General features: G+C 70.0%; 22 protein-coding genes and 1 pseudogene. 19 read left to right on the top strand and 4 right to left on the bottom strand.

The genetic code is table 11. The annotated features are described in order from the left end of the window. From VFJ94_RS11495 to VFJ94_RS11440, 12 genes and pseudogenes are all read left to right on the top strand, one after another. Nucleotides 1-211 (top strand): annotated as a pseudogene (locus VFJ94_RS11495) (asparaginase); the annotation flags it as partial. 66 nt (nt 212-277) lie between these two features. Continuing rightward, nucleotides 278-1,171 (top strand): polysaccharide deacetylase, encoded by an 894-nt coding sequence (locus VFJ94_RS11490; RefSeq protein WP_325004345.1) that lies wholly within the window; start codon nt 278-280, stop codon nt 1,169-1,171. After that, the gene (locus VFJ94_RS11485) at nt 1,164-2,528 is read left to right on the top strand and encodes an MFS transporter (RefSeq protein ID WP_325004344.1); all 1,365 of its coding nucleotides are present in this window, start codon (nt 1,164-1,166) and stop codon (nt 2,526-2,528) included. Before VFJ94_RS11490 ends, VFJ94_RS11485 begins: the two co-directional genes overlap by 8 nt. A gap of 94 nt (nt 2,529-2,622) precedes the next feature. Next, complete coding sequence (locus VFJ94_RS11480; protein WP_325004343.1) at nt 2,623-3,402, top strand: SDR family NAD(P)-dependent oxidoreductase; 780 nt, start codon at nt 2,623-2,625, stop codon at nt 3,400-3,402. Next, nucleotides 3,399-4,139 (top strand): SDR family NAD(P)-dependent oxidoreductase, encoded by a 741-nt coding sequence (locus tag VFJ94_RS11475; RefSeq protein WP_325004342.1) that lies wholly within the window; start codon nt 3,399-3,401, stop codon nt 4,137-4,139. The genes VFJ94_RS11480 and VFJ94_RS11475 overlap by 4 nt, the downstream gene beginning before the upstream one ends. A gap of 193 nt (nt 4,140-4,332) precedes the next feature. Beyond that, on the top strand, nt 4,333-4,518 hold the full coding sequence (locus VFJ94_RS11470; protein WP_325004341.1) for a hypothetical protein: 186 nt from the start codon (nt 4,333-4,335) through the stop codon (nt 4,516-4,518). After that, nucleotides 4,515-5,273, top strand: coding sequence for a 5-oxoprolinase subunit PxpA (gene pxpA / locus VFJ94_RS11465; protein ID WP_325004340.1), 759 nt, complete (start codon nt 4,515-4,517; stop codon nt 5,271-5,273). The genes VFJ94_RS11470 and pxpA overlap by 4 nt, the downstream gene beginning before the upstream one ends. After that, complete coding sequence (locus VFJ94_RS11460) at nt 5,266-5,511, top strand: acetyl-CoA carboxylase (RefSeq protein WP_325004339.1); 246 nt, start codon at nt 5,266-5,268, stop codon at nt 5,509-5,511. The genes pxpA and VFJ94_RS11460 overlap by 8 nt, the downstream gene beginning before the upstream one ends. Continuing rightward, entirely contained in the window at nt 5,508-6,869 is a 1,362-nt protein-coding gene (locus VFJ94_RS11455; RefSeq protein ID WP_414654605.1) for an acetyl-CoA carboxylase biotin carboxylase subunit, read from the top strand. The genes VFJ94_RS11460 and VFJ94_RS11455 overlap by 4 nt, the downstream gene beginning before the upstream one ends. Then, nucleotides 6,866-7,756, top strand: a complete 891-nt coding sequence (locus tag VFJ94_RS11450; protein ID WP_325004337.1) for a 5-oxoprolinase subunit B family protein — start codon at nt 6,866-6,868, stop codon at nt 7,754-7,756. The genes VFJ94_RS11455 and VFJ94_RS11450 overlap by 4 nt, the downstream gene beginning before the upstream one ends. Beyond that, nucleotides 7,746-8,708, top strand: a complete 963-nt coding sequence (locus tag VFJ94_RS11445) for a biotin-dependent carboxyltransferase family protein (protein ID WP_325004336.1) — start codon at nt 7,746-7,748, stop codon at nt 8,706-8,708. The genes VFJ94_RS11450 and VFJ94_RS11445 overlap by 11 nt, the downstream gene beginning before the upstream one ends. Before the next feature lie 40 nt (nt 8,709-8,748). Next, the gene (locus VFJ94_RS11440) at nt 8,749-9,261 is read left to right on the top strand and encodes a GNAT family protein (protein WP_325004335.1); all 513 of its coding nucleotides are present in this window, start codon (nt 8,749-8,751) and stop codon (nt 9,259-9,261) included. 95 nt (nt 9,262-9,356) lie between these two features. On the opposite strand, the gene VFJ94_RS11435 is transcribed toward VFJ94_RS11440, so the two are convergent. Further along, complete coding sequence (locus VFJ94_RS11435; RefSeq protein ID WP_325004334.1) at nt 9,357-12,056, bottom strand: UvrD-helicase domain-containing protein; 2,700 nt, start codon at nt 12,054-12,056, stop codon at nt 9,357-9,359. Between the two features lie 292 nt (nt 12,057-12,348). On the opposite strand from VFJ94_RS11435, the gene VFJ94_RS11430 reads away from it, so the two are divergent. The 4 genes from VFJ94_RS11430 (at nt 12,349) to VFJ94_RS11415 (ending at nt 17,554) form a co-directional block, all read left to right on the top strand. Beyond that, entirely contained in the window at nt 12,349-14,022 is a 1,674-nt protein-coding gene (locus VFJ94_RS11430) for an AMP-binding protein (protein WP_325004333.1), read from the top strand. After that, nucleotides 14,022-15,824, top strand: a complete 1,803-nt coding sequence (locus VFJ94_RS11425; RefSeq protein ID WP_325004346.1) for a helix-turn-helix domain-containing protein — start codon at nt 14,022-14,024, stop codon at nt 15,822-15,824. Before VFJ94_RS11430 ends, VFJ94_RS11425 begins: the two co-directional genes overlap by 1 nt. A 92-nt stretch (nt 15,825-15,916) precedes the next feature. Beyond that, a complete protein-coding gene (locus tag VFJ94_RS11420) occupies nt 15,917-16,549 on the top strand; it encodes an SDR family NAD(P)-dependent oxidoreductase (RefSeq protein ID WP_325004332.1) in 633 nt (210 codons plus the stop codon). Nucleotides 16,550-16,567: 18 nt separating this feature from the next. Further along, nucleotides 16,568-17,554: an NADPH:quinone oxidoreductase family protein gene (locus tag VFJ94_RS11415; protein ID WP_325004331.1), complete on the top strand. Its 987-nt coding sequence runs from the start codon at nt 16,568-16,570 to the stop codon at nt 17,552-17,554. A gap of 68 nt (nt 17,555-17,622) precedes the next feature. On the opposite strand, the gene VFJ94_RS11410 is transcribed toward VFJ94_RS11415, so the two are convergent. Next, nucleotides 17,623-18,411 carry a glucose 1-dehydrogenase gene (locus VFJ94_RS11410; RefSeq protein WP_325004330.1) on the bottom strand — a complete coding sequence of 263 codons (789 nt, stop codon included), beginning with the start codon at nt 18,409-18,411 and terminating at the stop codon, nt 17,623-17,625. 124 nt (nt 18,412-18,535) lie between these two features. Here VFJ94_RS11410 and VFJ94_RS11405 point away from each other — a divergent pair, with 124 nt between their 5' ends. After that, the gene (locus tag VFJ94_RS11405) at nt 18,536-19,582 is read left to right on the top strand and encodes a phosphotransferase family protein (RefSeq protein ID WP_325004329.1); all 1,047 of its coding nucleotides are present in this window, start codon (nt 18,536-18,538) and stop codon (nt 19,580-19,582) included. A gap of 62 nt (nt 19,583-19,644) precedes the next feature. Here VFJ94_RS11405 and VFJ94_RS11400 read toward each other — a convergent pair whose 3' ends face one another. Both VFJ94_RS11400 and VFJ94_RS11395 read right to left on the bottom strand, forming a co-directional pair. Beyond that, nucleotides 19,645-20,643 carry an NADPH:quinone oxidoreductase family protein gene (locus VFJ94_RS11400; RefSeq protein WP_325004328.1) on the bottom strand — a complete coding sequence of 333 codons (999 nt, stop codon included), beginning with the start codon at nt 20,641-20,643 and terminating at the stop codon, nt 19,645-19,647. A 99-nt stretch (nt 20,644-20,742) separates the two neighbouring features. After that, nucleotides 20,743-21,195 carry a MaoC family dehydratase gene (locus tag VFJ94_RS11395; protein WP_325004327.1) on the bottom strand — a complete coding sequence of 151 codons (453 nt, stop codon included), beginning with the start codon at nt 21,193-21,195 and terminating at the stop codon, nt 20,743-20,745. A gap of 189 nt (nt 21,196-21,384) precedes the next feature. On the opposite strand from VFJ94_RS11395, the gene VFJ94_RS11390 reads away from it, so the two are divergent. Next, nucleotides 21,385-22,620, top strand: a complete 1,236-nt coding sequence (locus VFJ94_RS11390; RefSeq protein ID WP_325004326.1) for an acyl-CoA dehydrogenase family protein — start codon at nt 21,385-21,387, stop codon at nt 22,618-22,620. A gap of 192 nt (nt 22,621-22,812) precedes the next feature. Then, nucleotides 22,813-23,919 carry a LuxR C-terminal-related transcriptional regulator gene (locus VFJ94_RS11385; RefSeq protein ID WP_325004325.1) on the top strand — a complete coding sequence of 369 codons (1,107 nt, stop codon included), beginning with the start codon at nt 22,813-22,815 and terminating at the stop codon, nt 23,917-23,919. Nucleotides 23,920-23,973: the final 54 nt, after the last annotated feature.

The raw sequence follows: 23,973 nt of genomic DNA, 5'->3' as shown, positions 1-23,973 counted from the left end.
CGTCGTGGTGACCACCTCCACCCGCGTGCCGCAAGGACCCGTTGCCCCCATCTACGGCGACGGTGGAGGAGCCGACCTCTTGAGGGCCGGCGCCGTCCCCGCTGGGCTGCTGCGCCCGTCACAGGCGCGGGTCCTGCTCGCAGCCCTGCTCGGCGTGCACGCAGACCCCGGCGTCGTGCGCGACGCCTTGGCCTCGTACGTCCACGGCTGATCCACAGCACCTTTTCCTCACACCACTCTCGGCTGGCATGGCCCAGCCCTATGAAAGGAGATTGCCTTGCCGAAGGAGATCTTGTGTGCGTTCGGCGTCGACGTGGACGCCGTCGCAGGCTGGCTCGGGTCCTACGGAGGGGAGGACTCCCCGGACGACATCTCACGTGGACTGTTCGCCGGAGAGGTCGGCGTCCCGCGCCTGCTCGACCTCTTCAAGAAGTACGACCTGCCGAGCACGTGGTTCGTGCCCGGCCACTCCATCGAGACGTTTCCCGAGCAGTTCCAGCAGATCGTCGACGCGGGCCACGAGGTGGGCGTCCACGGCTACAGCCACGAGAACCCCATCGCGATGACGCGCGAGCAGGAGGCGGCCGTCCTCGACCGGTGCATCGGGCTCATCGAGAAGCTCACCGGCCGGCGCCCCACGGGTTACGTCGCGCCCTGGTGGGAGTTCTCCTCGGTCACCAACGAGCTGTTGCTCGAGCGAGGCATCAAGTACGACCACTCCCTCATGCACAACGACTTCACCCCCTACCGCGTTCGGGTGGGGGACAGCTGGACGAAGATCGACTACTCCGCGAACGCGGAGGACTGGATGAAGCCCCTGGTCCGGGGTGCGGAAACCGACCTCATCGAGATCCCGGCGAACTGGTACCTCGACGACCTGCCGCCGATGATGTTCATCAAGGCAAGCCCGAACAGCCACGGTTTCGTCAACCCGCGTCACCTCGAGGAGATGTGGCGGGACCAGTTCGACTGGGTCTACAGGGAGATGGACTACGGCGTCGTCACCTTCACCATCCACCCGGACGTCTCCGGGCGTCCGCAGGTTCTCTTGATGCTCGAGCGGCTCATCGAGCACATCAACCAGCACGAGGGTGTGCGTTGGGCCACCTTCGACCAGATCGCGGACGACTTCGCCGCCCGCAACCCACGCAACGGAGGAACTCATGAGTGAGATGGCTCTGCCCATCGACGAAGCGGCTGAGGGCGTCCAGCGGCGCCGCTTCCCCCACTTCACCCGGAAGCAGACCAACACGGCGATGATCCTCGCCTTGCTGGCGTGGACCGTGGCCGTGTTCGACTACGGCCTCTTCGGCACCCTCCTGCCCGCCATGCAAGCGGACTTCGGCTGGACGTCCTCGACCGCGTACCTCGTCAACACGCTGATCGCGATCGGCACCGCGATCGTCGCCTTCGGCGTCGGTCCCGTCATCGACCGTCTCGGTCGCCGGCGCGGGATGATGGTGACGATCGGCGGCACCGCTGTGGCCTCGGTGCTCACCGCGCTCATCCCCGCGAAGCTCGGGGCAGTGAGCAGCGGCGCCATGGTCGCCGTGCGCTCGCTCGGCGGTCTCGGGTTCTCCGAGCAGTCAGTGAACGCGACCTACCTCAACGAGGTCTTCGCGATCACGGACGACGAGAGGAAGCGGGAGCGGCGCGGCTTCTGGTACGGGATCGTCCAGGGCGGCTGGCCCCTTGGCTTCCTCATCTCGAGCGCCCTGGCCCTGGTCCTGCTGGACCGCCTCGGGTGGCGGTCGATGTACCTGATCGCCACCCTTCCGGCGCTTGCCCTCATCCTGGTCATCGGCAAGAAGCTCAAGGAGACGCCGCAGTTCGAGCTGCACGAGAAGCTGACGCGCCTGAAGAAGGAGGGCAAGGTCGGCGAAGCCGAGCGGCTGGCCGCGGCATACGGCGTGGAGCACACCGAGAGTGCGCCCATCGCCCGCATCTTCCAGCCCGGGCTGCGCCGCAACACCGTCGTGCTGTCGCTGGCCTGGATCGTCAACTTCTTCGGCATCAACATCTTCAGCGTGCTCGGCAGCTCAGTTCTGGCCAACGCCAAGGGGGTTGAGCTCAGCACCGCGTTCTGGATGCTCATCGTGATCAACCTCGGCGCCTACTTCGGCTACATCTTCCACGGCTGGCTTGGTGACCGCATCGGACGCAAGCGCACCATCGTGATCGGCTGGATGATCTCCGGGCTCGCGTTCGCGGCCATGCTCTCGCCACTGGTGAACACCGCGCCCCTGATCGTGGCGACCTACGCGATCGGCCTGTTCTTCCTCGTGGGCCCCTACGCCGCGATCATGTTCTACATGGGCGAGTGCTACCCCACCGACTGCCGTGGGACCGGCACCGTGATCATCGGTGCGATGAGCCAGCCCGGCACCATCTTGGGTGGCTTCCTCTTCACTGCAGCCGCTGCCGCCTGGGGCACCGGTCCGGCCGCCATGTGGGTGGGCGCCGTCGGGACCTTCCTGTCCGGTCTGGTGATGCTCTTCGCCAAGGCAGTGCCCCAGCTGGAGCACTGACCGACCGGGAGCTCGACGACATCCGAGTGTCGCGGTGGGCGTGATCGACCGGTCCGCCCCCGCGACCGCTGAACGAGGACAGGTGGAACAAGTCATGGCAGCAAGCGCCCAGCCTGAGGCGAAGGTCGCCGTCATCACCGGAGCCGCGAGCGGGATCGGACGCGCCCTCGCCGTGCGCTACGCCCGGGAGAAGGTCCACGTCGTGATCGGGACCTACCCCGGTGACCCGCACGACCCCCAGGAGACCCTCCGGCAGGTCGAGGCCGCCGGCGGGAAGGGCCTGGTGGTCGAGGTCGACGTGCGCGACGGCAAGCAGGTGGACGACCTCGCCCGCAAGGCCCACGAGGCCTTCGGCAGGATCGACAAGGTGGTCGCCAACGCCGGCATCCTGCGGCGCGCCCCGCTCGCGGAGCTCTCGGACGAGGCCTGGGACGACATGCTGTCCGTGGACCTCACGGGGGTGATGCGCACCTTCCGCTCGTGCGCCCCCTATCTCGGCCAGGGTTCCGCGATGGTGGCGGTCTCGTCGATCGCCGGCGGTGTCTACGGCTGGGAGGACCACGCGCACTATGCCGCGGCCAAGGCCGGCGTCCTCGGCGTATGCCGCAGCCTTGCCGTGGAGCTCGCGCCCCGCGGCATACGGGTCAACGCCGTCATCCCGGGCCTCATCGAGACCCCGCAGTCGTCCGACCCCGTCAACTCCCTCGGCCCGGAGGGCCTGCGCCGGGCGGGCACCGACATCCCCTGGGGACGGGTGGGGCAGCCCGAGGAGGTCGCGGACGTCATCTGGTTCCTGACCTCCCACGACGCCCGCTACGTCACCGGCCAGGAGCTCGTCGTGGACGGCGGCCTCATCGTGAAGATGCGCGCATGAGCGGTGTGCTCGCGGGGCAGTCGGCGCTGGTCACGGGGGCTGCCAGCGGCATCGGGAGAGCCATCGCCGAGGCGTTCGTCGCCGCCGGTGCCGCGGTCGTCGTCCTCGACCACGACCCGGCCGTGAGCGAGGACGCGGCCCGGGGCGTGGGGGCCGTCGGCGGCGTCGCTGCCGACGTCGCCGACGAGGACTCCGTGGTGCGGGCGGTCGCCGCCGCAGAGCGGCAGCTCGGACGGGTGGACGTGCTCGTCAACTCCGCGGGGATCCTCACCCAGTCACCCCTGGTCGAGATGCCGCTCGCCTTGTGGCAGCAGACGCTGGACGTCGACCTCACCGGCGTCTTCCTCATGTGCCGCCACGTGGTCCCGGGCATGGTGTCGCGGCGCCACGGACGCGTCATCAACATCGCCTCGCAGCTCGCCATCAAGGGCGGCACCTCGCTGACTCACTACAGCGCCGCGAAGGCGGGTGTCATCGGCCTGACCAAGGCCCTGGCCCTGGAGGTGGCCCGCGATCACGTCCTGGTCAACGCCATCGCCCCGGGCCCCATCGAGACTCCCCTGGTCGACGGGATCTCGGAGGACTGGAAGCGCGCCAAGCGCGCGGAGCTGCCCCTGGGGCGGTTCGGCACGCCCGAGGAGGTGGCGCCCACCGCGGTGCTGCTGGCCAGCTCCCCGGGCGGGGACCTGTACGTGGGACAGACGCTGGGGCCCAACTCCGGCGACGTCATGCCGTAGGGAGGGCAACATCATGTGTGGGGCATGCGGAAGGGTCACCGCGACCGACGGTTGGTCCGCGCTGTTCGCCACCAGGCGAGCCCGCTGGGAGGCCAGCCGGCTCGTCAATGAGGCGCTGACCCGCAGCGGTCACCCCGGGCGAGTCACGTGCACGACCGGGCCCTGGGTCGTCAGCTCAGGGACGGGGAGGTCGGTGGTCGCCGACACCCTCACGGAGGTGTGGGGTCAGCTCGCCTCGCTCCACCCCATCAGCGCCACCACACTGCAACCGCTGGTGGGCGACCTCTCGACCTCCACGGCGCGGGCGGTCCTCGAGGCCGCGGAGCAGGTGCGGTCCGACACCGAGGCGACACCACGGGAAGGATGTGTTGCGCGATGACTGTCACGATCAACTCCGACATGGGGGAGTCCTACGGGATCCACTCCTTCGGCAACGACGAGCTCCTCCTGCCACTCATCGACAGCGCGAACGTGGCATGCGGCTTCCATGCCGGCGACCCGGTCGGCATCCACGACACGGTGACGAAGGCGGCGGCATCCGGAGTGGCCGTCGGCGCGCACCCCGGGCTGCCGGACGCCGTCGGCTTCGGGCGCCGCGAGATGAAGCTCTTCAAGGAGGAGGTCCGCGACCTCGTGCTCTACCAGGTCGGTGCGCTGAAGGGCTTCCTCGACGCCGAAGGCGTGCCGCTCCACCACATCAAGCCGCACGGCTCGCTCTACGGCATGGTCGCGCGGGACGAGGTGCTCATGGACGCGGTGTGTGACGTGGCCGTCCAGTACGGCGTCCCGGTGTACGGCATGACGGGCACGGCCCATGAGCGGGTCGCCGCCAGAAGGGGGGTCGCCTTCGTCGGCGAGGTCTACGTCGACCTCGGCTATCGCGCGGACGGCGGGCTCATCATCGCGCGGCGTCCCCACGCGACGCCCCCGGACCTCGCGGCCAGGCGAGCGCGGCTGGCCCTGCACGAGGGCGTCGTCGAGGCCGACACCGGGGAGCGGGTCCCGGTGGTCTTCGACAGCATCTGCGTGCACTCCGACACGCCGAATGCCGTCGACGTCGCCGCAGCAGTGCGCGAGGTCATCGAATCCGCCGAGACGCACCATCCCGACACGAGAGGAAACCACGATGGCTGAGCACGCAGTCCACTCACCGCTGCCGGGCATTTTCTACCGGAAGCCGTCACCGGACGCCGAGCCGTACGCCGAGCCCGGTTCCCGGGTCACCGCCGACCAGACCATCGGCCTGGTGGAGGTGATGAAGCAGTTCGCGGAGGTCAAGGCGGGCGTGGACGGGACCCTCGTCTCCTTCGCTGTCGAGACCGAGCAGGTGCTGTCGCCGGGGCAGCAGATCGCCACGATCGAGGTCGACTGATGCACAAGCTGTTGATCGCGAACCGCGGCGAGATCGCCGTCCGCATCGCGAGGGCCGCCCGCGAGCTGGGCATCACCACCGTCGCCGCGTGCAGTGAGGCGGACACGGACGCCGTCTCGGTCCGCTACGCGGACGAGCGCGTCGTCATCGGTCCTGCTCCCGCCGGCCAGAGCTACCTCAACGTCGAGGCGCTTCTCGGTGCCGCGAGGCAGGTGTCAGCCGACGCGGTCCACCCCGGATACGGCTTCCTCTCGGAGAACGCCGACTTCGCCGAGCGGGTGGAGAGCGAGGGGATGACCTGGGTCGGTCCTTCGCCCCACGCCATCCGTCTCATGGGCGACAAGGCCCGGGCGCGCTCCACCGCCCAGCAGGTCGGAGTCCCCACGGTCGCGGGCTCCGACGGCCCGGTCGCCGACCCGGATGCGGCGAGGGAGGCGGCAGCCACCGTCGGCTTCCCGGTCGCGATCAAGGCAGCCGCCGGCGGGGGTGGACGAGGCATCCGCGTCGTCGGCTCCGACGAGGAGCTGGAGTCCCAGCTGCCGGTCGCGCAGGCGGAGGCCCGGGCTGCCTTCGGCAGTCCGGACGTCTACATCGAGCGCTTCGTCCCACGCGCCCGGCACATCGAGGTGCAGGTCTTCGGTGACGGCACCAACTTCATCCACATGGGCACCCGGGACTGCTCGATGCAGCGGCGCCGGCAGAAGGTCATCGAGGAGGCCGGTGAGCTCGGCCTGCCCGAGCACGTCGAGCGCGGGATGACTGCCGCGGCGGTCAGCCTGGCCGAGGCCGTCAAGTACTGCGGCGCGGGCACCGTGGAGTTCCTCTACGACGCCGAGCGAGCCGAGTTCGCCTTCATCGAGATGAACACCCGTATTCAGGTGGAGCACCCGGTCACCGAGATGGTCTGGGGTTTCGACCTCGTGCAGGAGCAGCTCCTCGTGGCGCAGGGACAGCCCCTGTCGAAGTTCCAGGAAGAGCACCGCCCGCGGGGACACGCGATCGAGGTCCGGCTCAACGCAGAGGACCCGCACCTCGGCTTCCTGCCCAGCCCGGGCCCCTTGGAGCGCTTCCGCCTGCCCGGCGGGCCTTTCGTTCGCGTGGACTCCGGCTACGAGGAGGGGGGCCAGGTCCCGCCCTTCTACGACTCGCTGCTCGCCAAGATCATCGTCTGGGGCGCGACCCGCGAGGAAGCCATCGTCCGTCTGAGCCGGGCCCTGGGCGAGGTGGAGGTGACGGGCGTGTCGACGACGGTCACCTTCCTCCGGCAGGTGCTGGACCTGCCCGAGTTCCGGACCGGCACCTACCACACCCGGTTCCTGGAGGACTGGATGCAGCAGCAGCACAAGGGGTCACGATGAGCCGACTCGGGCGGAGCCGGTACTCCTGGGGAGGCGACGAGCACCTGGTGGTGCAGATCGCGGAGGCCATGAGCCTCGAGGCGAACTTCACCGCGATGGCGATGAGCACGGCGCTGGCCAAGCGAGCACTGGACGGAGTGGTCGACATCTGCCCGGCCAACGCGTCCCTGCTCATCCGGTTCAACCCGGACGTGATCGCGCCCCGGGACCTGGAAGCCGTGGTGCGCGGCATAGAGACGGACGTCGCCGAGGCACCCCACCTCAGCCTCGACACCCGGATCTTCGAGGTGCCGGTCTGGTACGACGATCCCTACACCAACGAGACCGGCGCGCGGTTCCGGGACCGGCACCAGCGGCCGGAGGGCAACGACCTCGAGTTCGCCGCCATCGAGAACGGGCTCGACTCGGTGCAGGCCTTCATCGAGGCGCACTCCTCGTCGCCGTGGATCACGTCCATGGTGGGCTTCGTCGCCGGGCTTCCCTTCCTGTTCCAGATGGTCGAGCGCGAGCGGCAGCTCGAGGTGCCCAAGTACATCCGGCCGCGCACCGACACACCGGCGCTCACCGTCGGCTACGGCGGCTGCTTCTCGTGCATCTACTCCGTGCGCGGGGCCGGGGGCTACCAGATGTTCGGCATCACCCCGGTGCCCATCTTCGACCCCGAGCAGAAGCTGCCCGACTTCGAGGACTTCATGGTGTTCTTCCGACCCGGCGACATCGTGAAGTTCCGGCCCATCGACGAGGCGGAGTACCACGGCATACGGGCCGAGGTGGAGGCGCGCACGTACCGCTTCCACCAGGCGCCGGTGCGGTTCACGCTGGAGGACTTCCTCGCCGACCCCACGAGCTACAACGCAGGCCTGCTGGAGGCACTGAATGTCGATTGAAGTCATCTCCCCCGGGCTCGGCTGCAGCGTCCAGGACCGTGGACGCCCGGGCTACTACAACGTCGGCATCCCGCCCTCCGGCGCGCTCGACCTCACCTCGGCGCTCGCCGCGAACCTGCTCGTGGGCAACGACGCCGATGCCCCCGTCATCGAGGCCGCCTACCTGGGGCCGCAGCTGCGCTTCACCGACGCCGCGGTCATCGCTCTCACCGGGGCGAGGTTGGAGCCTCGCCTCAACGGGGACGTCGTGCCCCAGTGGGAGTCACTGCAGGTCTCGGCCGGCGACGAGCTGAGCTTCGGCTACCTCCAGGACGGGGCGCGCATCTACATCGCTGTCGGCGGCGGCATCGACGTGCCGGCCGTCCTCGGGAGTCGGTCCACCTACACCGTCGGCGGCTTCGGCGGGCACCAGGGCCGCACCCTGCAGGCCGGCGACGTCCTCTCGCACGGCACCGGGGGGACCCCCGCGAAGGTGCTGCCCGAGCACCTGCGGCCCACGCTGTCGCGCGAGGTGGATGTGAGAGTAGTCCTCGGCCTGTACGACTACCGGCTCACCCCTACCGGGCTGGATCGGTTCCTGGACTCCAGCTGGACGCTGAGCCCGGTCGCCGACCGCATGGGCTTGCGCTACAGCGGCCCGGAGCTGGAGTGGGAGGAGCGCGAGCAGCCGTTCGGTGCCGGGTCCGATCCGTCGAACATCGTGGACGCCGGCTACCCGATCGGCTCCATCCAGGTGCCGGGCGGCGTCGAGCCGATCATCCTGCACCGCGACGCCGTCTCCGGTGGGGGATACGCGATGGTGGCCACGGTCATCAGCGCCGACCTGGACCTCGTCGCCCAGTGCTCGCCGGGCACGAAGACGCGCTTCCGTGCCGTCTCCCTCGAGGACGCCGTGGCCGCGCGCCAGGTCGCCCGCGACCACGAGGAGAACCTGCGCTCCGCACTCCGGTGACCCCGGCTGCTCGGAGCCGTGGGTCTGGGAGGCTGCGTCGATGGAACAGCACGTCGCGATCCGTCCGCTGCGGGCCGGTGAGTTCGCCGACCCGCGTGAGGCCGAGTCGGACCTCGACGACTTCGGTCCGCGGCCCGGCGTGAGCGACCCGGAGCGGTGCTCCGTGGACGCTGACGGCCGCCTCGGCGTCGAGGCGGGCGGCCGGCTCGTGGGCATGGTCAGCTGGCACTGGCGGGACTGGGGGCCGAACGCCGGCTCCCGCTGCCCGATGATCGGGATCTGGCTGTATGCCGGGTCGCGTGGCGTCGGCGTCGGGACACAGGCGCAACGGCTGCTCGTCGACCTGCTCTTCCTCCACACGACGGCCAACCGGGTCGAGGCCCACACCGATGTGGACAACGTCGCGGAGCAGCGCGCCCTCGAGCGTGCGGGGTTCACCCTCGAGGGCGTCGTCCGGGGCGCCCAGTGGCGGTCCGGCCGCTACCGCGACGGCCGGCTCTACTCGGTGCTGCGGGCCGAGTGGTCAGACAGGTGGGCTGCCTCGTCCCGGTGAGCCGCGCTTGCTCTCGGGCGCGCTGTTCGACGATGGCGCAGAGCGGCTCGTCGAGCGAGCCGAGAACGCGAGTGAGATCGCAACCCTCGCGCTCGTCAGGCCTGTCGCCAAGTGGGGGCGTCGTTGCTCGTGTGCCGGCAGGAGGGGAACGTGCTGCATCCCCAGAAGGTTCCGTACCGCCCCTGCCGCTGGCGGAGCACGCCCACGCCGCACGATGGGCACGGCACCGGTGCCAGCGGGCGCTCGGCGGACTGGGTGACATGCCCGTCGCGGAGCAGCTCGGCAAGGAAGGGCGACGGAGACGCCTGCGGAGCGATGAGCACGACGCCACGCCTGGCCCTGGTGAGCGCGACGTAGAGCAGGCGCCGCTCCTCAGCGTGCGGGTGCGGGTCCGGGGCCGCCATCGCCAGGGACAAGACCGGGTCGTCGACGACCTGGGACGGGAACCCATAGAGCCCAGAGCTGAGGTTCGGGATGATGACGTAGTCAGCCTCGAGCCCCTTGGACGAGTGCACGGTGCGGAAGGTGACGCGCAGACCGCGGTACGCGCGGGTCGGTACGTGCTTCCTCTCGAAACCGTACCTGCCCAAGATGTCGACGCTCACCATGTCGCCGTTGCGGCTCTGAACGGTCCCGGCCGTGACGGCCGCCTCCAACTGGGCCAGGACGCCGGCGACGGCGGCGTTTGTGTCCGCGCTCGTGAGCACCTCACGCACATGGATGCCTTCGACAACGTCGGGGCGGGCCGGGGTCGTGTGCACCGACGTGACCGTCTTGGTCTGCTGCGTTGGGTTCTTCATGATGAAGGCGCTGGCGGCGTCCGCGATCGACTGATGGCAGCGGAATGTCGTGGTCAGGTGCAGGTCCGGGCCTGGCCCGAAGTAGTCGTGGAAGTGGGTGACGACGCCGATGTCGGCGCCGGCGAACCGGTTGATGGATTGCCAGTCGTCCCCGACGGCGAGCAGGTGCCGTCCCGGGGCGTTCACGAGGGCCCGGGTGAGCCGGGCTCGGGCCCGGCTCGCGTCCTGGAGCTCGTCGACCATGACGAGGTCGTAGGGACTCGCCCACGCACCGGTCTCGAGGTGCTCGCTCGCTTGAACGAGCATGTCCTCGAAGTCGACGTGACCGCACGCGGCGAGCCGGTCCTGCCACTGATGGTGGATGCGCCAGTACAGGGTGAGAAACAGGTGGGCGCGCTGCGCGTTGCGCACCCGCGTCGACACCTGCGCCCGGACGTGTTCCTCGCTGAGCGAGTTCGCCTTCACATGCGCCATGAAGGTGCGCACGAGCCGAACGAGGTCCTGCTCCGGGAGCGCCCGGTCACTTGTCCCCGCCCGGTCCGGGTCCCAACGCAGGTGCAGGCCGGCACGGCGCAGCTCGTGGCCCAGGCGGGGAAGGTCGGTGCCGTCCATGACGCCGGCCCACGTGGTCTCCAGCAGCGTCGTGCCGTGCTGGCGGTGCAGTTGACGCTTCCACGTCATGGCGTCGAGGTAGCCGTGCCATTCCGGCGGCGGGTTCCCGTCAGCGTCCAGGCCCCAGTGTTCGTGCCACACGTCGATGCTCGGATAGTAGAAGTCCGGGTGATACTGGCGTCGACGGTCCGTCGCCGTGCGGTGCACGTAGGGCCGCTCGTACTCGTACGGCACGTGGTGCAGGTAGAGCCAGTCGGCGAGGATGCGTTCGCCGTGGCTGCGCACTACGTGCCCGCCGAAGGTGGCGAAGCCGGCGACGCGCCGCCTGGGGTCCCACGCGTCCGGTTCGGGTGGGGCGTGTGGATCGTCGGGCAGACGGGAATAGAGCAGGCGGAACGAGTCCCACGCGAGGGCGAAGTCAGGGTCGCCGAGGCGCAGCTCGGACACGATGTCGGCGACCATGCGAGTGTCATGCCCGTCTGCAACCCATGGCGCGACGGACGGTTCGTGCCCCGTCGCGTGACCTATGACCTCAAGCCCGAACGCGTGGAAGGTCGTGGCATGCACACCGTCGGATGGAATGCCCGCCGCGTCGAACCGGGCCCGGATGCGTGCCTTCAACTCTGCGGCCGCCGCTTTGTTGAACGCGAGCAGCAGGATCCGGTCGGGGGAGGTGAACCCGCGCTGGACGGCATACGCAGCTCGGCCGACCATGACGGACGTCTTGCCGGAGCCGGCTGAGGCCATGACGTTCACCCGGTTGTCATAGGTGTAGACGGCTCGAACTTGTTCCGCGGTGAGGGGGCTGCTCTCGATCGCGTCGAAGAAGGACCGGTGCTCGCGGACCGTGCCGGCGGCAATCGCCTCGTTGGCGGTGGCGGCGCGCGCACGGACGTCGTCCGCAGTGGTCGCGAGCGCCTGCGCCTCCGTGTCGGTGAGCGGGCGGCCCAGTGCAAGCCTGGTCCCGACCGGCGGTTGCGGCCGGGTGGTGACCAGCTCCTCGACCTGCTCCGTCGTGACCCAGCGCAGGGCCCTTGTCGCCTGGGCCAGGACGTCGTCTACGCGAGCGCACCACGCGAGGGTCGCGTCGAGCCGGGCCCGCGCACCGGCCGAGCTCAACGCATGACGAAGGGTGCGGGCCTGCGACCACGGCAGGCCGCGGAACACCTCGCAGCCGGTGCCCCGCAGCCGAGGCAGGCACACCTCGGCGCGCCACCACAGCCACGCCTGCGCCCTCACCCGAAAGTGGTGGGCGTCCTCGGCCTGCGTGTGCACCTCGCCGTGCTCAGTGCGCAGGACAAACCCGCCGCTGGTTCGGGTGATGGACCAGCGTCCGTGTCCCGGGGACCACGTGTGTTCGTCGACGGAATCGTTCACCGTCACCGTGCCACCACCGCCCTGTCCATGCCCGGCACGGCTGACGGCCGGCGTTTTCGCGTTCTCGGTGCACCATTGTGCAGGGCGCGGGTCACCGTCGCGCACCGTTTCGCCGGGGGCAGCCGGGAGGCTGGGATTCGACCACGGAGCACAGATGCTGGGGGCGCTGCGCGAAGCTGAGCGGCATACCTTGTCTTATCGGTCCGACCATTCTATGTTTAACATGACGGCGTGCTCGTCACCCCACCTCCGGTCACGGTCGGGCACCTTCTCACGTCATCCCAAGCCTGGAGCGCCCATGACAACGCAGTCGTCCGCCAGCGTCTCGGACCGGTACACCGAGGAGGAGGTCAGCGGCTACTACGACGCTGGGTACTGGCGCCACGAGAGCCTGTATGAGGACGTGGTCGCCCAAGCCGAGGCACGGCCGGACAAGGTGTTCGTCTTCGACAGCACGACCTCCTACACCTACGCCCGACTGCGGGACGACGCCCTGCGGTTGGCCGCCGGCCTGCGCCGTCTCGGCCTCGAGCGCGGCGACCGAGTCGTCGTCCAGCTGCCCAACTGGGCCGAGTTCGCGCTCGTCGCCGTCGCCCTCTCGCGACTGGGGGTGGTCGTCGTGCCGGTCATGCCGATCTACCGAGAAGCCGAGGTCTCCTACGTCGTGGAGCACTCCGGAGCCGTCGCCGCGGTCACGTGCGACTCCATGAGGGGCTTCTCCTACCTCGAGATGTATGCCGCCGTCCAAGGCGGGCACCCCGAGCTGCGACACCTCATCCTGGCCCGCGCCGAGGCGTCCTCCCCGGGGACGAGCCGCCACGGTGCCAGGGAGCTCGCCTCCCTCATGGTGCCGGGTGATCTGGCGGAGCTTGCTGCGGAGGTCGGTCCCGACAGCTCGCCCGACGACCCCTTCCTCATCGTCTACACGTCCGGGACGACAGCGAGGCCGAAGGGCTGCTGCCATACGTACAACACGATCCGCGCGAGCTCCGCTGCGATCGCCACGAGCATCGAATACACCGCCGACGACGTCCAGTTCGGCCCGTCGCCGATCACCCACGGCACGGGCCTCGTCACCAGCCTCGTCCTGCCCCTCATCGCCGGCGCCTCGTCCCACCTGATGGAGGCCTGGGAGCCGACCGAGGGAATCGAGCGGATCCAGCGGCACGGCTGCACCGTCACGGTCACCGCCACCGCCTTCCTCCAGATGATGATGGGCGTGCACGACCCGAGCGCGCACGACCTCAGCAGCATGCGGTACTGGGTGTGCGCAGGCGCGCCGATCCCGGGCAGCGTCGTCCAGAGAGCGGGCCAGATGCTCGGCGGCGGCCGGGTGCTCAGCCTCTACGGTCGGTCCGAGAACTTCCTCACGACGATGTGCACGGCGACCGATCCGCCTGAGCGCTCGGCAACCTCGGATGGCCGCGCGCTCGCGGGCGCCTCGGTCAAGGTCGTCGACGTGCTCGGGGACGAGGTGCAGAGGGGCGCCGAGGGGGATATCGCCTACAAGGGGCCGAGTCACATGCTCGGCTACTACCGCAACCCCGCCGAGACCGACGCCCTCTTCACCCCTGACGGCTACTCGACGTCCGGTGACCTCGGCTCCATGGACAGGGACGGATTCGTGCGGGTGACAGGCCGGACGAAGGACATCATCATCCGCGGCGGTCTCAACATCAGCGCCCGCGAGATCGAGGACCTCCTGCTCGACCACGTGGCCATCGGCAGTGTCGTGGCGGTGGGCATGCCCGACGAGCGTCTCGGGGAGAAGGTCTGCGTCTACGTCGTCCCCGCCCCCGGACACGAGGCGCCCACGCTCGACGAGATCACCGACTTCCTGCGCCAGCGGCACGTCGCGACGCCCAAGCTGCCTGAGCGCCTCGAGGTCGTCGGGTCCCTCCCCATGACCGCGACCGGCAAGATCCAGAAGCACCTCCTGCGCGAGGAGATCGCCGCGAAGCTACGCGCGTGATGCAGACGAAGAGGCCGACACCGGCCACGGACGTGCCCGACCGGCTGCTCGACGTCGTGCGGTTCGCCTCACGCAGCAGTGGTGGTGCACGGGTGACGCTCCACCTCCGCCGAGCCCGAAGTGGCCGGTTCGAGCTCGCGGCCACCTCGGACGACCAACGCTTCCCGCCGGACTCGCCGTTGTCCGTCCCGCTCCTCGAGCGTGTCCTTGAGTCAGAGGCCCCCGTCGTCGTCACGGACGGTTCGCCCGACCGGGTTCGGGTCGTGACCCGGGTCCTCGGCTGGAGCGGCGACGTCGTGGGCATCGTGGCCTTCGAGTCGGTCGACCGGCCCGACGAGAGACCACCTGCGGTCGAGCGGCCGGCCCTGCAGCGCATCGGGGCGCTTGCCGCTGTGGTGGCCGAAGCGGTGGCGGCGGTGAACCAGGCCCAGGAGCTGGCCCGAGCCAACGGTGCACTGAGGACGCGCACGCGTGTCGACCGGCGGTTGGCCGAGGTCACCCGTGCCGGAGGCGGCCTGAACGCGGTCGTCCGCGAGGTCGCCCAGCTGACCGGCAAGGTCGTGACGCTCTTCGACCACGGCGAGCGGCAGCTCACGAGCGCCTACGCCGGGGCCGGGATGCCCGCCCGATGCCCCGCCATCAAGGAGATCCTCGCCGCCTGCCGCGCCAAGCCCAGCCACGCGGGCGGACCGTTCGTGGTCCCAAGTGGTGGCCCCGGCGGACTGAGCCGGCGCAAGGTCGTCGCTCCGGTTGTCACGGGTGACGAGATCTTCGGGTGGCTCGTCATCGACGAGCACCCGACACGCTTCACGGCGCTCGACACGTATGCCGCACAGCGGGCCTCGGCCGACCTCAGCTCGGAACTGCTCGTCCAACGGCGGGTCGCGCGAATGGCGTGGAACGCGAGGTCCGCTCTGGCCCGCTCGATGGTCCGGGGCACCCAGACGGCCCAGGACCTCGTGGCGAGCGCCGAATACCTCGGCGTCGACCCGAGCGCTCGCCGGGTCCTCGCCTACGTGCTCGAGCCGTCATGCGCGAGAGCCGAAGTGGCCACCGACCAGGCACTCGCGGGCGTCCTAGAGCGGGACCTCGGGGTCGAGGTGCTGACGACCCGGGGCTCCGAGGGGGTCCTGCTCGTCATCGAGTCACCCGCGGGCCGCGGGACCGTCTCGATGGTCCAGGAGGTCAAGGCAGCGCTCGCGGCCGCGACGGCGCGAATCTGTGGACCCGGTGCCATCGTCGGGATCTCGACCGTCTGTGAGCCCACCGCTCTTGCGCGCGGCTATCGGGAGGCCCGCGAGGTTGCCCACTGCATCGACCGCTTCGCCGGTCGTGCCGCCAGCCGGGTGCTCGCGGTCGACGATCTCGGGCCCGCCCGGCTGTTCCTCGCCAACAGCGACACCTCCGCGATCAGGGCGTATGTCGCCGACGTGCTCGGCCCGCTGCTCACCTCCGAGCCCGGGATGGCCGACCTGCTCATCACCCTTCAGTGCTACTTCGACGCCAGCCGCAGCGTGCGGACCTCGGCGGCCCGCCTGGGGGTGCACGAGAACACGATTCGCCTGCGACTGGCTCGAGTGGCGACGGCCACGGGCCTCGACGTGGCCGGCGACGCACACGACCAGCTGAGCGTCCAGACCGCCCTGCTCGTGCTCCGCCTGCAGGGCCACCCCACCCTCGACGCGGTCGGCGCGGACAACGCCCTGGTCGGGGTGGCGGACCGGACGGACCATGCCGAGCCCGGTGTGCGGCATACCGACCTCGCCCCTCGGGCGACCAATACGGAGAGGAAGACGGCATGACGGACGGCGTGCGGCGCAAAGCACTGGTCACGGGTGCCGCGCGGGAGGGCAGTATCGGCAGGGCCATCGTGGCACGGCTAGAGGCAGATGGCATGGAGGTCGTGACCCTCGATCTGGAGCACGGGTGCACCTACCAGGCGGACATCTCCCGCGATCCGCTACCTGACTTCTCCGACGTCGACGTCTACGTCGCGAACGCCGGGCTGACGACGACGTTCGGCGCCGCCCACACCATGAGCCTGGAGAAGTGGCAGAAGGACCTCGACGTCAACCTCACGGGGACCTTCCGCGTCCTGCAGGGCTGTCTGCCGGGAATGCGGGAGCGGCGTTTCGGTCGCATCGTCGTCATATCGAGCACGGCCGGCACCCACGGCATGCCGGCTCAGGTGTCGTACAGCACGACGAAGGCAGGCCTGCTCGGCCTCGTCAAGACCGTCGCCGCGGAGAACGTGACGCTGGGCATAACCGCCAACGCAGTCCTGCCCGGCATGACTGCGAGCTCGGGCATCCTGTCGATGCCACAGGAGATCCAGCACGCCTGGCTCGCGTCCCTGCCCAATGGTTTCGTCGCCCCTGACGACATCGCGGACGCGGTCGCCTTCTTCGCCTCGCCCAGGGCCAAGAGCGTCACTGGCCAGGCCCTCACTGTCGACGGGGGTGACGGCCTCAACACGCGCTCCGTCACGTCGTCTGTCATCACGTCGTCCCTGGCTCGCCGACGGTGAGCGGCCCGAGGCGCTGACGTGCGCGCCTTCGTCATCACGGACCTGACCGGCCCCCGAGCCGGAGAGCTGCGCGAGGTTCCCGAGCCGGTCGGGGCACACGGATGGGCCGAGGGGGAGCGGCTCCTCATCGACGTGCACGCCACCGGGGTGAGCTTCCCCGACCTGCTCCAGTCGCGGGGGGAATACCAGCACGGCGAACCGCCGCCCTACATCGCCGGGGGAGAGGTCTCGGGTGTGGTGCTCGAGGCGCACCCGGGCTCCCGTTTCAGGCCGGGGGACCGGGTGGCCAGCCTCACGCTGTGGGGCGGCCTCGCGGAACGTGCGCTCGGCCAGCCCCGCTACACGGTCCGCCTGCCCGACTCGATGTCCTTCATCGAGGGCGCAGCCCTCCAGCTCAACTATGCGACAGCGTGGTTCGCGCTCTACCGGGTGGGGCTGTGGCCGGGCGAGACCGTGCTCATCCACGGGGCGGCCGGGGGAGTGGGCACGGCGACGATCCAGGTCGCCCAGGCGCTGGGTGCGACCCCCATCGCGGTCGTCTCGAACGATACGAAGGAACGGGTCGCCCGCGCGGCCGGAGCCCAGCTCGTCGTCCGGCCGGAGCCCGGCTGGGTGGACGAGGTCAAGGCCCTGACGCACGGCCGCGGCGTCGACGTCGTCATCGACCCGGTCGGGGGCGACCGGCTCATCGACTCGTTGCGATCCCTCGATGTCGGAGGACGCCTGGCCGTCGTCGGATTCGCGGCCGGCGCGATACCGGAGGTCCGGGTCAACCGGCTCCTGCTCCGGGACCTCAGCGTCGTCGGCGTGGCAGTCGCGCCCTATGTGGAGCGGCATCCCCAGATCGGTGCGGAGCTGGCGACGGCCCTGGAGGAGCTGAGCGCCAGCAGCGCCATCCGGCCCGTCGTCGGCCACGTCCTGGGACTCGACCAAGCCGGTGAGGCCCTTGCCCTCATCGAGAGGCGTGAGGCCCTCGGCAAGGTCGTCGTGAAGGTGAAGCCGTGAGAGTCGAAGAGGCTCGGGGACCGGACCGGTCATCGCGGCGCGGTGGCACCCGCCGTCCCTCGGTGCGCTCAGTTGACGAGGACGCCGCCGTCGACGGGGAGGCTGACGCCGGTGACGTAGCTCGCGGCGTCGCTCGCGAGGAAGACCGCGGTGGCGGCGAGATCGGCGGGGTCGCCGATGCGCCCCATGGGGATCCGTGCCGCGACGACCTTGGCCTTGTAGCTCTCGCTGTAGTGGGCGGTCGCCTCAGAGGGGAAGACGCCGGGCAGGATCGCGTTGACGCGGATGCCGCGGGGACCGAGCTGTGCGGCGAGGTCGCGTGTCAGCCCGAGGATCGCCGCCTTGCTCGCACTGTACGCCGCGGCAGGCATCTTGGCGGTCGTCAAGGCCATGACACTGGAGATGTTGATGATGGAGCTCCCGGGCCCCATGACCCGGGCGCAGGCTTGGACCATCCAGTAGGACCCGTTGAGGTTGAGGTCGACGATCGACCGGAAATGCTCCGGCGGGTCCTCCGTGACCGGGTGGTACTCGCCGCCGCTGCCGGCGTTGTTGACGAGGACGTCGACCCTCCCGAACGTCGCCATCGCCGCCCGGACGAGCGCGTCGCAGTCCTCGACGCGCGTGACGTCGGTCGCGACGGCGATCGCCTCACCGCCAGCCGCCTCGACGAGGCCAACCGTCTCCTCCAGGCGGTCGACCCGACGCGCGCCGAGCACCACCTTGGCGCCGGCCTGCGCCAACCCCACGGCATACGCCACCCCGAGACCGGAGGAGGCGCCGGTGACCACGGCCACCTTCCCGGTCAGCGCGAAGCGTTCCGGGATCGCCGTCGCCACAGCGGGGTCCACCGTCATGGGGTCTGGTGTAGCACGTGCTTGGCTCACCGATGAGCGGCGAGACGCGTCGGAGCTGTGCACATCTCCACTCCAGCGCAGAGGTCGCGTTGCGATGGCCCGACCCGGACCGGACAGTGGAGGCGTGACAGAGCTGGATCGAGACGTGCTGCTTGCGCGGGTCACGGCGGCCGCGGAACGACGCTGGCCGGGGGCGGCGGTCCGCGGCCTCCGGCGCCTGCCCGGAGGCGTGTCGAGCCTGACCTATTCCTCAGAGCTGTCGCGGCCCGGCCAGCCGGTCACCCAGGTCGTCGTCAAGGTGGCCCCGGTGGGTCTCGAGCCGGTGAGGAACCGCGACGTCCTGCGGCAGGCGCGGGTCATCCGGCTCCTGGGGGCGCACGACGGCATCCGGGTGCCCGCCGTCCTCCTCGAGGACCCCGCCGCGCCGCCGCTCTTCGCCATGGAGCTCGTCCCCGGCGACTCCTACGAGCCGCTTCTCGACGTCATGGAGCATCCGCCCCCGGCCGGCGTCGTGGCGCTCCGCGCCCGGTCCGCGGCCCGGATGCTGGCGCGGATACAGAACCTCACCCCGGTCGACCTGGGCGTCGAGGACGAGCCGGTCACGTCCCTGCGGGAGGAGCTCGATCGCTGGGCCCTTCTCTTCAGCACGGTCGACGGCGACCTCTGCTCGGACCACACCGGGCTGCAGGCGCGGCTCACGGCCACGCTCCCCGCCCCGGTGGATCCGACCCTGCTGCACGGCGATTACCGCCTCGCGAACCTGCTTTTCGACGACACCCAGCTCACCGCGGTCATCGACTGGGAGATCTGGTCGGTCGGCGACCCCCGCAGCGACCTGGCCTGGCTTCTCATGCACACGGAGCCCGCGCACTACTTCCGACATGAGCGCTGCCCGCAGGACCTGGAGGCGGGGCGAGGCATGCCGCGCGCTGGCGTCCTGCTCGACGAGTACCTCGCCGTGCGCCCGAGGCCCGTCCCTGACCTCGACTGGTTCCTCGCCTACTGCCACTACAAGACCGCCTCGACGATCGCCGTCCTCGTCAAGCGCAACCGTCGGCTCCCGGAGCCGGACCCGCTCATCGCCGTCGGCGGCGAGTCCCTGGAGGCCGTCATCGCCCGGGGCCACGCGATCATGGACGCCGTCGAGGCCGGACGTCCCTGGGTCGCCTGACCACAAGGCGGCCGTATGCCGCCCCTGCTGGCCCAGCGGCATACGGCGAGCGCCTCTGGGGCTCAGCCCCGCCGCTCCGGCATGACCTCGACGACGACCTTGCCGACCGCGGCGCGCTCCTCCAGCGAGCGCAGCGCGGCCGCTGACTCCTCGAGCGGGAAGGTGGCCCCGACGAGGGGTCGGAGTGCCCCCTCGGCGGCGAGTGACTCGACCGCGTCGCGGACCATCCGGAGGGTGCCCGGCTGCTCGGTCTCCATGTTGTCCATCGTGATCCCCGTGACGGTGAGGTTGCGGTGGAGGAGCCGGTTGACCTTGACGGTGGGGATCTCCCCACCGGCGAAGCCGACGACGACGAGCCGGCCGCCCTGACGCATCGACCGCAGCGAGTCGGTGAACCGGTCCCCGCCGACCGGGTCGATCACGACGTGCACGCCGCGGCCGTCCGTCAGGGCGCGCACCTCCTCGAGCCAGGGGCCACCGGAGCGGACCACCTCCCGGGCTCCGCAGGCGCGGGCCGCGGCCTCCTTCGCGTCGCTCGACACCACGGCAATCGTCTTGGCACCAAACGTCTTCGCGAGGTCGAGGGCTGCCGTGCCGACGCCTCCGGCGGCACCCTGGACCAGGACCCACTCGCCGGGCTGGACGGCCGCACGGTGCAGGGCGTACCACGACGTCGCGTAGTTCATGTAGAGCGAGGCGCCCTCGGCGAACGACATCGAGTCCGGGAGCTTGACCGTGTATTCGGGCAGCGCGAGGGCGCGCTCCGCGAGACCTCCGTGCCAGATGATCCCTCCGACGCGGTCGCCGGGCTCGAAGCGGGACCCCTCCGGCGCCTCGAGGACGACGCCGGCGATCTCGCTGCCCGCGACGTAGGGCGTGGGAACGCCGTTCTGGTATCGGCCGCGGGTCTGCAGGGGGTCGATGAACGACAGACCGGCCGCGTGGACCTCCACGAGCAGGCGGTCGCCGTCTGCGCGCGGGTGGGCGCCCTGCGGCTCAGGAATGTCGGTGAGGACTGCCGCGTCCGGTCCGGTCAGCTGGGAGACGACGATGGCCTTCATGGGTCTGCTCCTCGGTGGGTGGGGATCGTTGTTCGCGTGAGCCGGATCGGTGCCGCGATCCTCCCTCGCCGGCGCTCGGTCGATTTCTCGTGCCCTGGCTCAATCGAAGTAGGCCACGACTGACTCCGCTACGGCGGCGGGCTTCTCCCGGCCCTCGATCTCGAACGTCTGAGTGATGGTGACGCGGTGACCCCCCGGGATCCGCTCGACCGCCCTCATGGTCGCCGTCATGCGGACCCTGGAGTTCACCGTCACCGGGCTGAGGAAGCGCACCTTCTCGAAGCCGTAGTTGAGGGCCAGCGACGGCCCGGTCAGCGAGTAGATCTCGTAGAGGAACTTCGGTCCGAGCGACAGCGTGTAGAGACCGTGCGCGATCGTGCCGCCCAGCCCCGCCTCCTTGCCGCGGGCGTCGTCCAGGTGGATCTGCTCGAAGTCGTCCGTGGCGTTGGCGAAGGCGGTGATGTGCTCCTGGGTGATGTGGTGCCAGTCGCTCGTGCCAAGCGGCCGGCCCACCCGTTCCTTGAGCTCCGAGATGCCATTGAGCGTCAGCATGAGTCGATGACATCACGTGGGTCCCGGCGGGGGTCTCCGCCGATGCTGCTGGCGGTGGAGCAATCGACAGTCCCCAGGGAGGGGCTCACGCCGAGGAGGTTCGACCAGGCCTACCGTGCGGACAGACGCAACCGGCAGGCACAGCAGCGAGCACGCAGACAGGGCAGCACGCACAGACAGGGCAACACCATGGACTGGTCGATTCCCCAGGACGTCACCAACTTCGTCAAGCACCTCGACGACTTCATCGAGCAGCAGATCAAGCCCCTCGAGGCCGACCACCCCCACTTCTTCGACCACCGTCGTGAGTACTCCCGGACGGACTGGGAGCGGGACGGCTTCCCGGCGAAGGCGTGGCGCGAGCTGCTCCAGGAGATGCGCCGCCGCGCGGACGCCGCGGGCTTCTTCCGGTATCCGCTGCCGTCCGCCCTCGGCGGGCAGGACGGCACGAACGTCGCGATGGCCCACATCCGCGAGCACCTGCTGACGAAGGGCTCGGGGCTGCACTTCCCGCACTCCGACGAGGCCTCTGTCGTCGCCAACCTGCCCATCGCGCTCGTCCTCGACGAGTACGGCACCCCGGCGCAGCAGGAGCTCATCGAGCCGCTCATCCGCGGTGACATCGAGATCGCCTTCGGTCTCACCGAGCCCAACCACGGGTCCGACGCGACCTGGCTCGAGACGACGGCTCGCCGGCACGGCGACGACTGGATCATCAACGGGGAGAAGCGCTTCAACTCCCTCGTCGACTGCTCCGACTACGACATCGTCTTTGCCCGGACGGGCGGCCAGGACGGCAAGGCAGACGGGATCACCGCCTTCCTCGTGCCCATCCCCACGCCGGGTTTCTCGATTCCGTTCAACCACTGGACCTTCAACATGCCGAGCGACCACTCCGAGGTCCACCTGCGCGACGTCCGCGTCCCGGCGAGCGCCGTCATCGGTGAGGTGGGCAAAGGCCTTGACTGCGCGCAGCTCTTCGTCCATGAGAACCGCATCCGGCAGGCGGCCGCGTCCCTCGGCGCGGCCCAGTACTGCATCAACCAGTCGGTCAGCTACGCGCAGGAGCGCGTGGTCTTCGGCAAGCCGCTGCACGAGCACCAAGGGATCCAGTGGCAGCTCGTCGAGCTGCAGACAGAGGCCGAGCTGGTCCGCAACACGATCTACAAGACGGCATGGATGATGGACGTGTGGGGCACGACCGGCGTGAGCGACAAGGTCGCCATGGTCAACTTCCGCAGCAACCAGCTCGCCTGCAACGCGGCCGACCGGGCAATGCAGATCCATGGCGGGATGGGCTACACGCGGGCGAACCAGTTCGAGCACATCTATCGGCACCACCGCCGCTACCGCATCAGCGAGGGCACCGACGAGCTGCAGAAGCGACGCATCGCGAGTGCGATGTTCCGCTTCTCGAAGGACTGACCACCGGCCGCTGCGCGTCGCTGTCAGGGGCATCAGCCGGTGCGTGGACGCCCCTTATGATGCTCGGATGGGCATGCGTCGAGGGCCGCGCCGATGAGCGTCGACGCCCGCGCGACGCCTCGGGGGCCAGATCCGCGAGAGGGGACGAGGCGCCAGGCTGAGCTGCGACGTCGCGCGCTCGAGCTGCTTCGGATGACGGACGAGCTTGCGGAGTCCGACCTCGCGCCCGAGTCCGAGGGGCTGGACAGCCTTCGCGCCCTCGACGGCCACCTCGCCATTCGCAGCGGTCAGCTGCGCGACCGCCTGCTCGCGGCGGATGTGCAGCTCTCGCTGGCGCCACTCCATGGTGTCAGTACGGCGCTGACCGACGTGCAGACCATGCGCTTCGAGATCCGAGACTTCATCGTCCACGAACGGCTCCGACGGCTCGAGCAGCTCGAGAACGGCTTGGCCCGGCTGCGCGCCGTGCACGACGCTGACCTGCTGCTGGGCACGGTGTGCCAAGCGGTGGTGGAGTGCTGTGGGTTCGATCGGGTCATGCTCTCCAGGGTCAAGGGGTCCATGTGGCGGCCATGGAAGAGCTACGCCGCGCAGCGACAGGACGCCGAGCTGCAGTTCCGGGACTGGATGGCTGCGGTTCCCGAGATCCCTCTCGACCACCTGCTCCTCGAGTCGGAGATGGTGCGCCGGCGCGAGGTGGCCATCGTCGAGGATGCGGCGACCGACCCGAGGGTGAGCCCAGTCCTTCGCGAAGCCTCGGGCCACAGGTCCTATGTCGCGGCGCCCCTCATGCCCGAGGGCCGCGTCGTCGGCTTCCTGCATGCCGACTACCGAGACCTCGCGGTGACGCCGCTCGATCGCGACGTGCTGGCGGCCTTCGCCCGGGCCTTCGACGGCATCTTCGAGCGCGCCGTGCTGCTTCGCCGGCTCCGGGAACAGCGCGACCAGGTGCGGGTCACCCTCCAGACCGTCTCCACCATGCTCGACGAGCTTGCCTCTGCCGAGATCGAGCTAGCCATGCACGACCACTCCAGCGCCCTCAGCACCGGCCCTGCGCGACGATCGACGCAGGACTCGGCTCGTGGGCGGCTCGAGAGCCTGCTCACCAAGCGCGAGCTCGAGGTGCTCGCCCTCGTGGCGACGGGCGCGACGAACGACCGGATCGCGGAGCGGCTCGTGATCTCGAGCGACACGGTCAAGACGCACATGAAACACATCCTGCGCAAGCTGCGCGCCGAGAACCGCGCAGAGGCGATCGCGCACTACCTCCGGCTGACGCTCGAGGCCGGCGAGGCCTGACCTGGGTTGCCGGATGGCCGGACCCTCGATAATGTCGAATGGTCAGACCGCAGG

The organism is Intrasporangium sp. (genome assembly GCF_035688975.1).
In the GTDB taxonomy this organism is placed as follows: domain Bacteria; phylum Actinomycetota; class Actinomycetes; order Actinomycetales; family Dermatophilaceae; genus CALMNV01.
The sequence above is the reverse complement of the archived record's forward strand: the minus strand, read 5'-3'. Positions and strand labels throughout refer to the sequence as shown.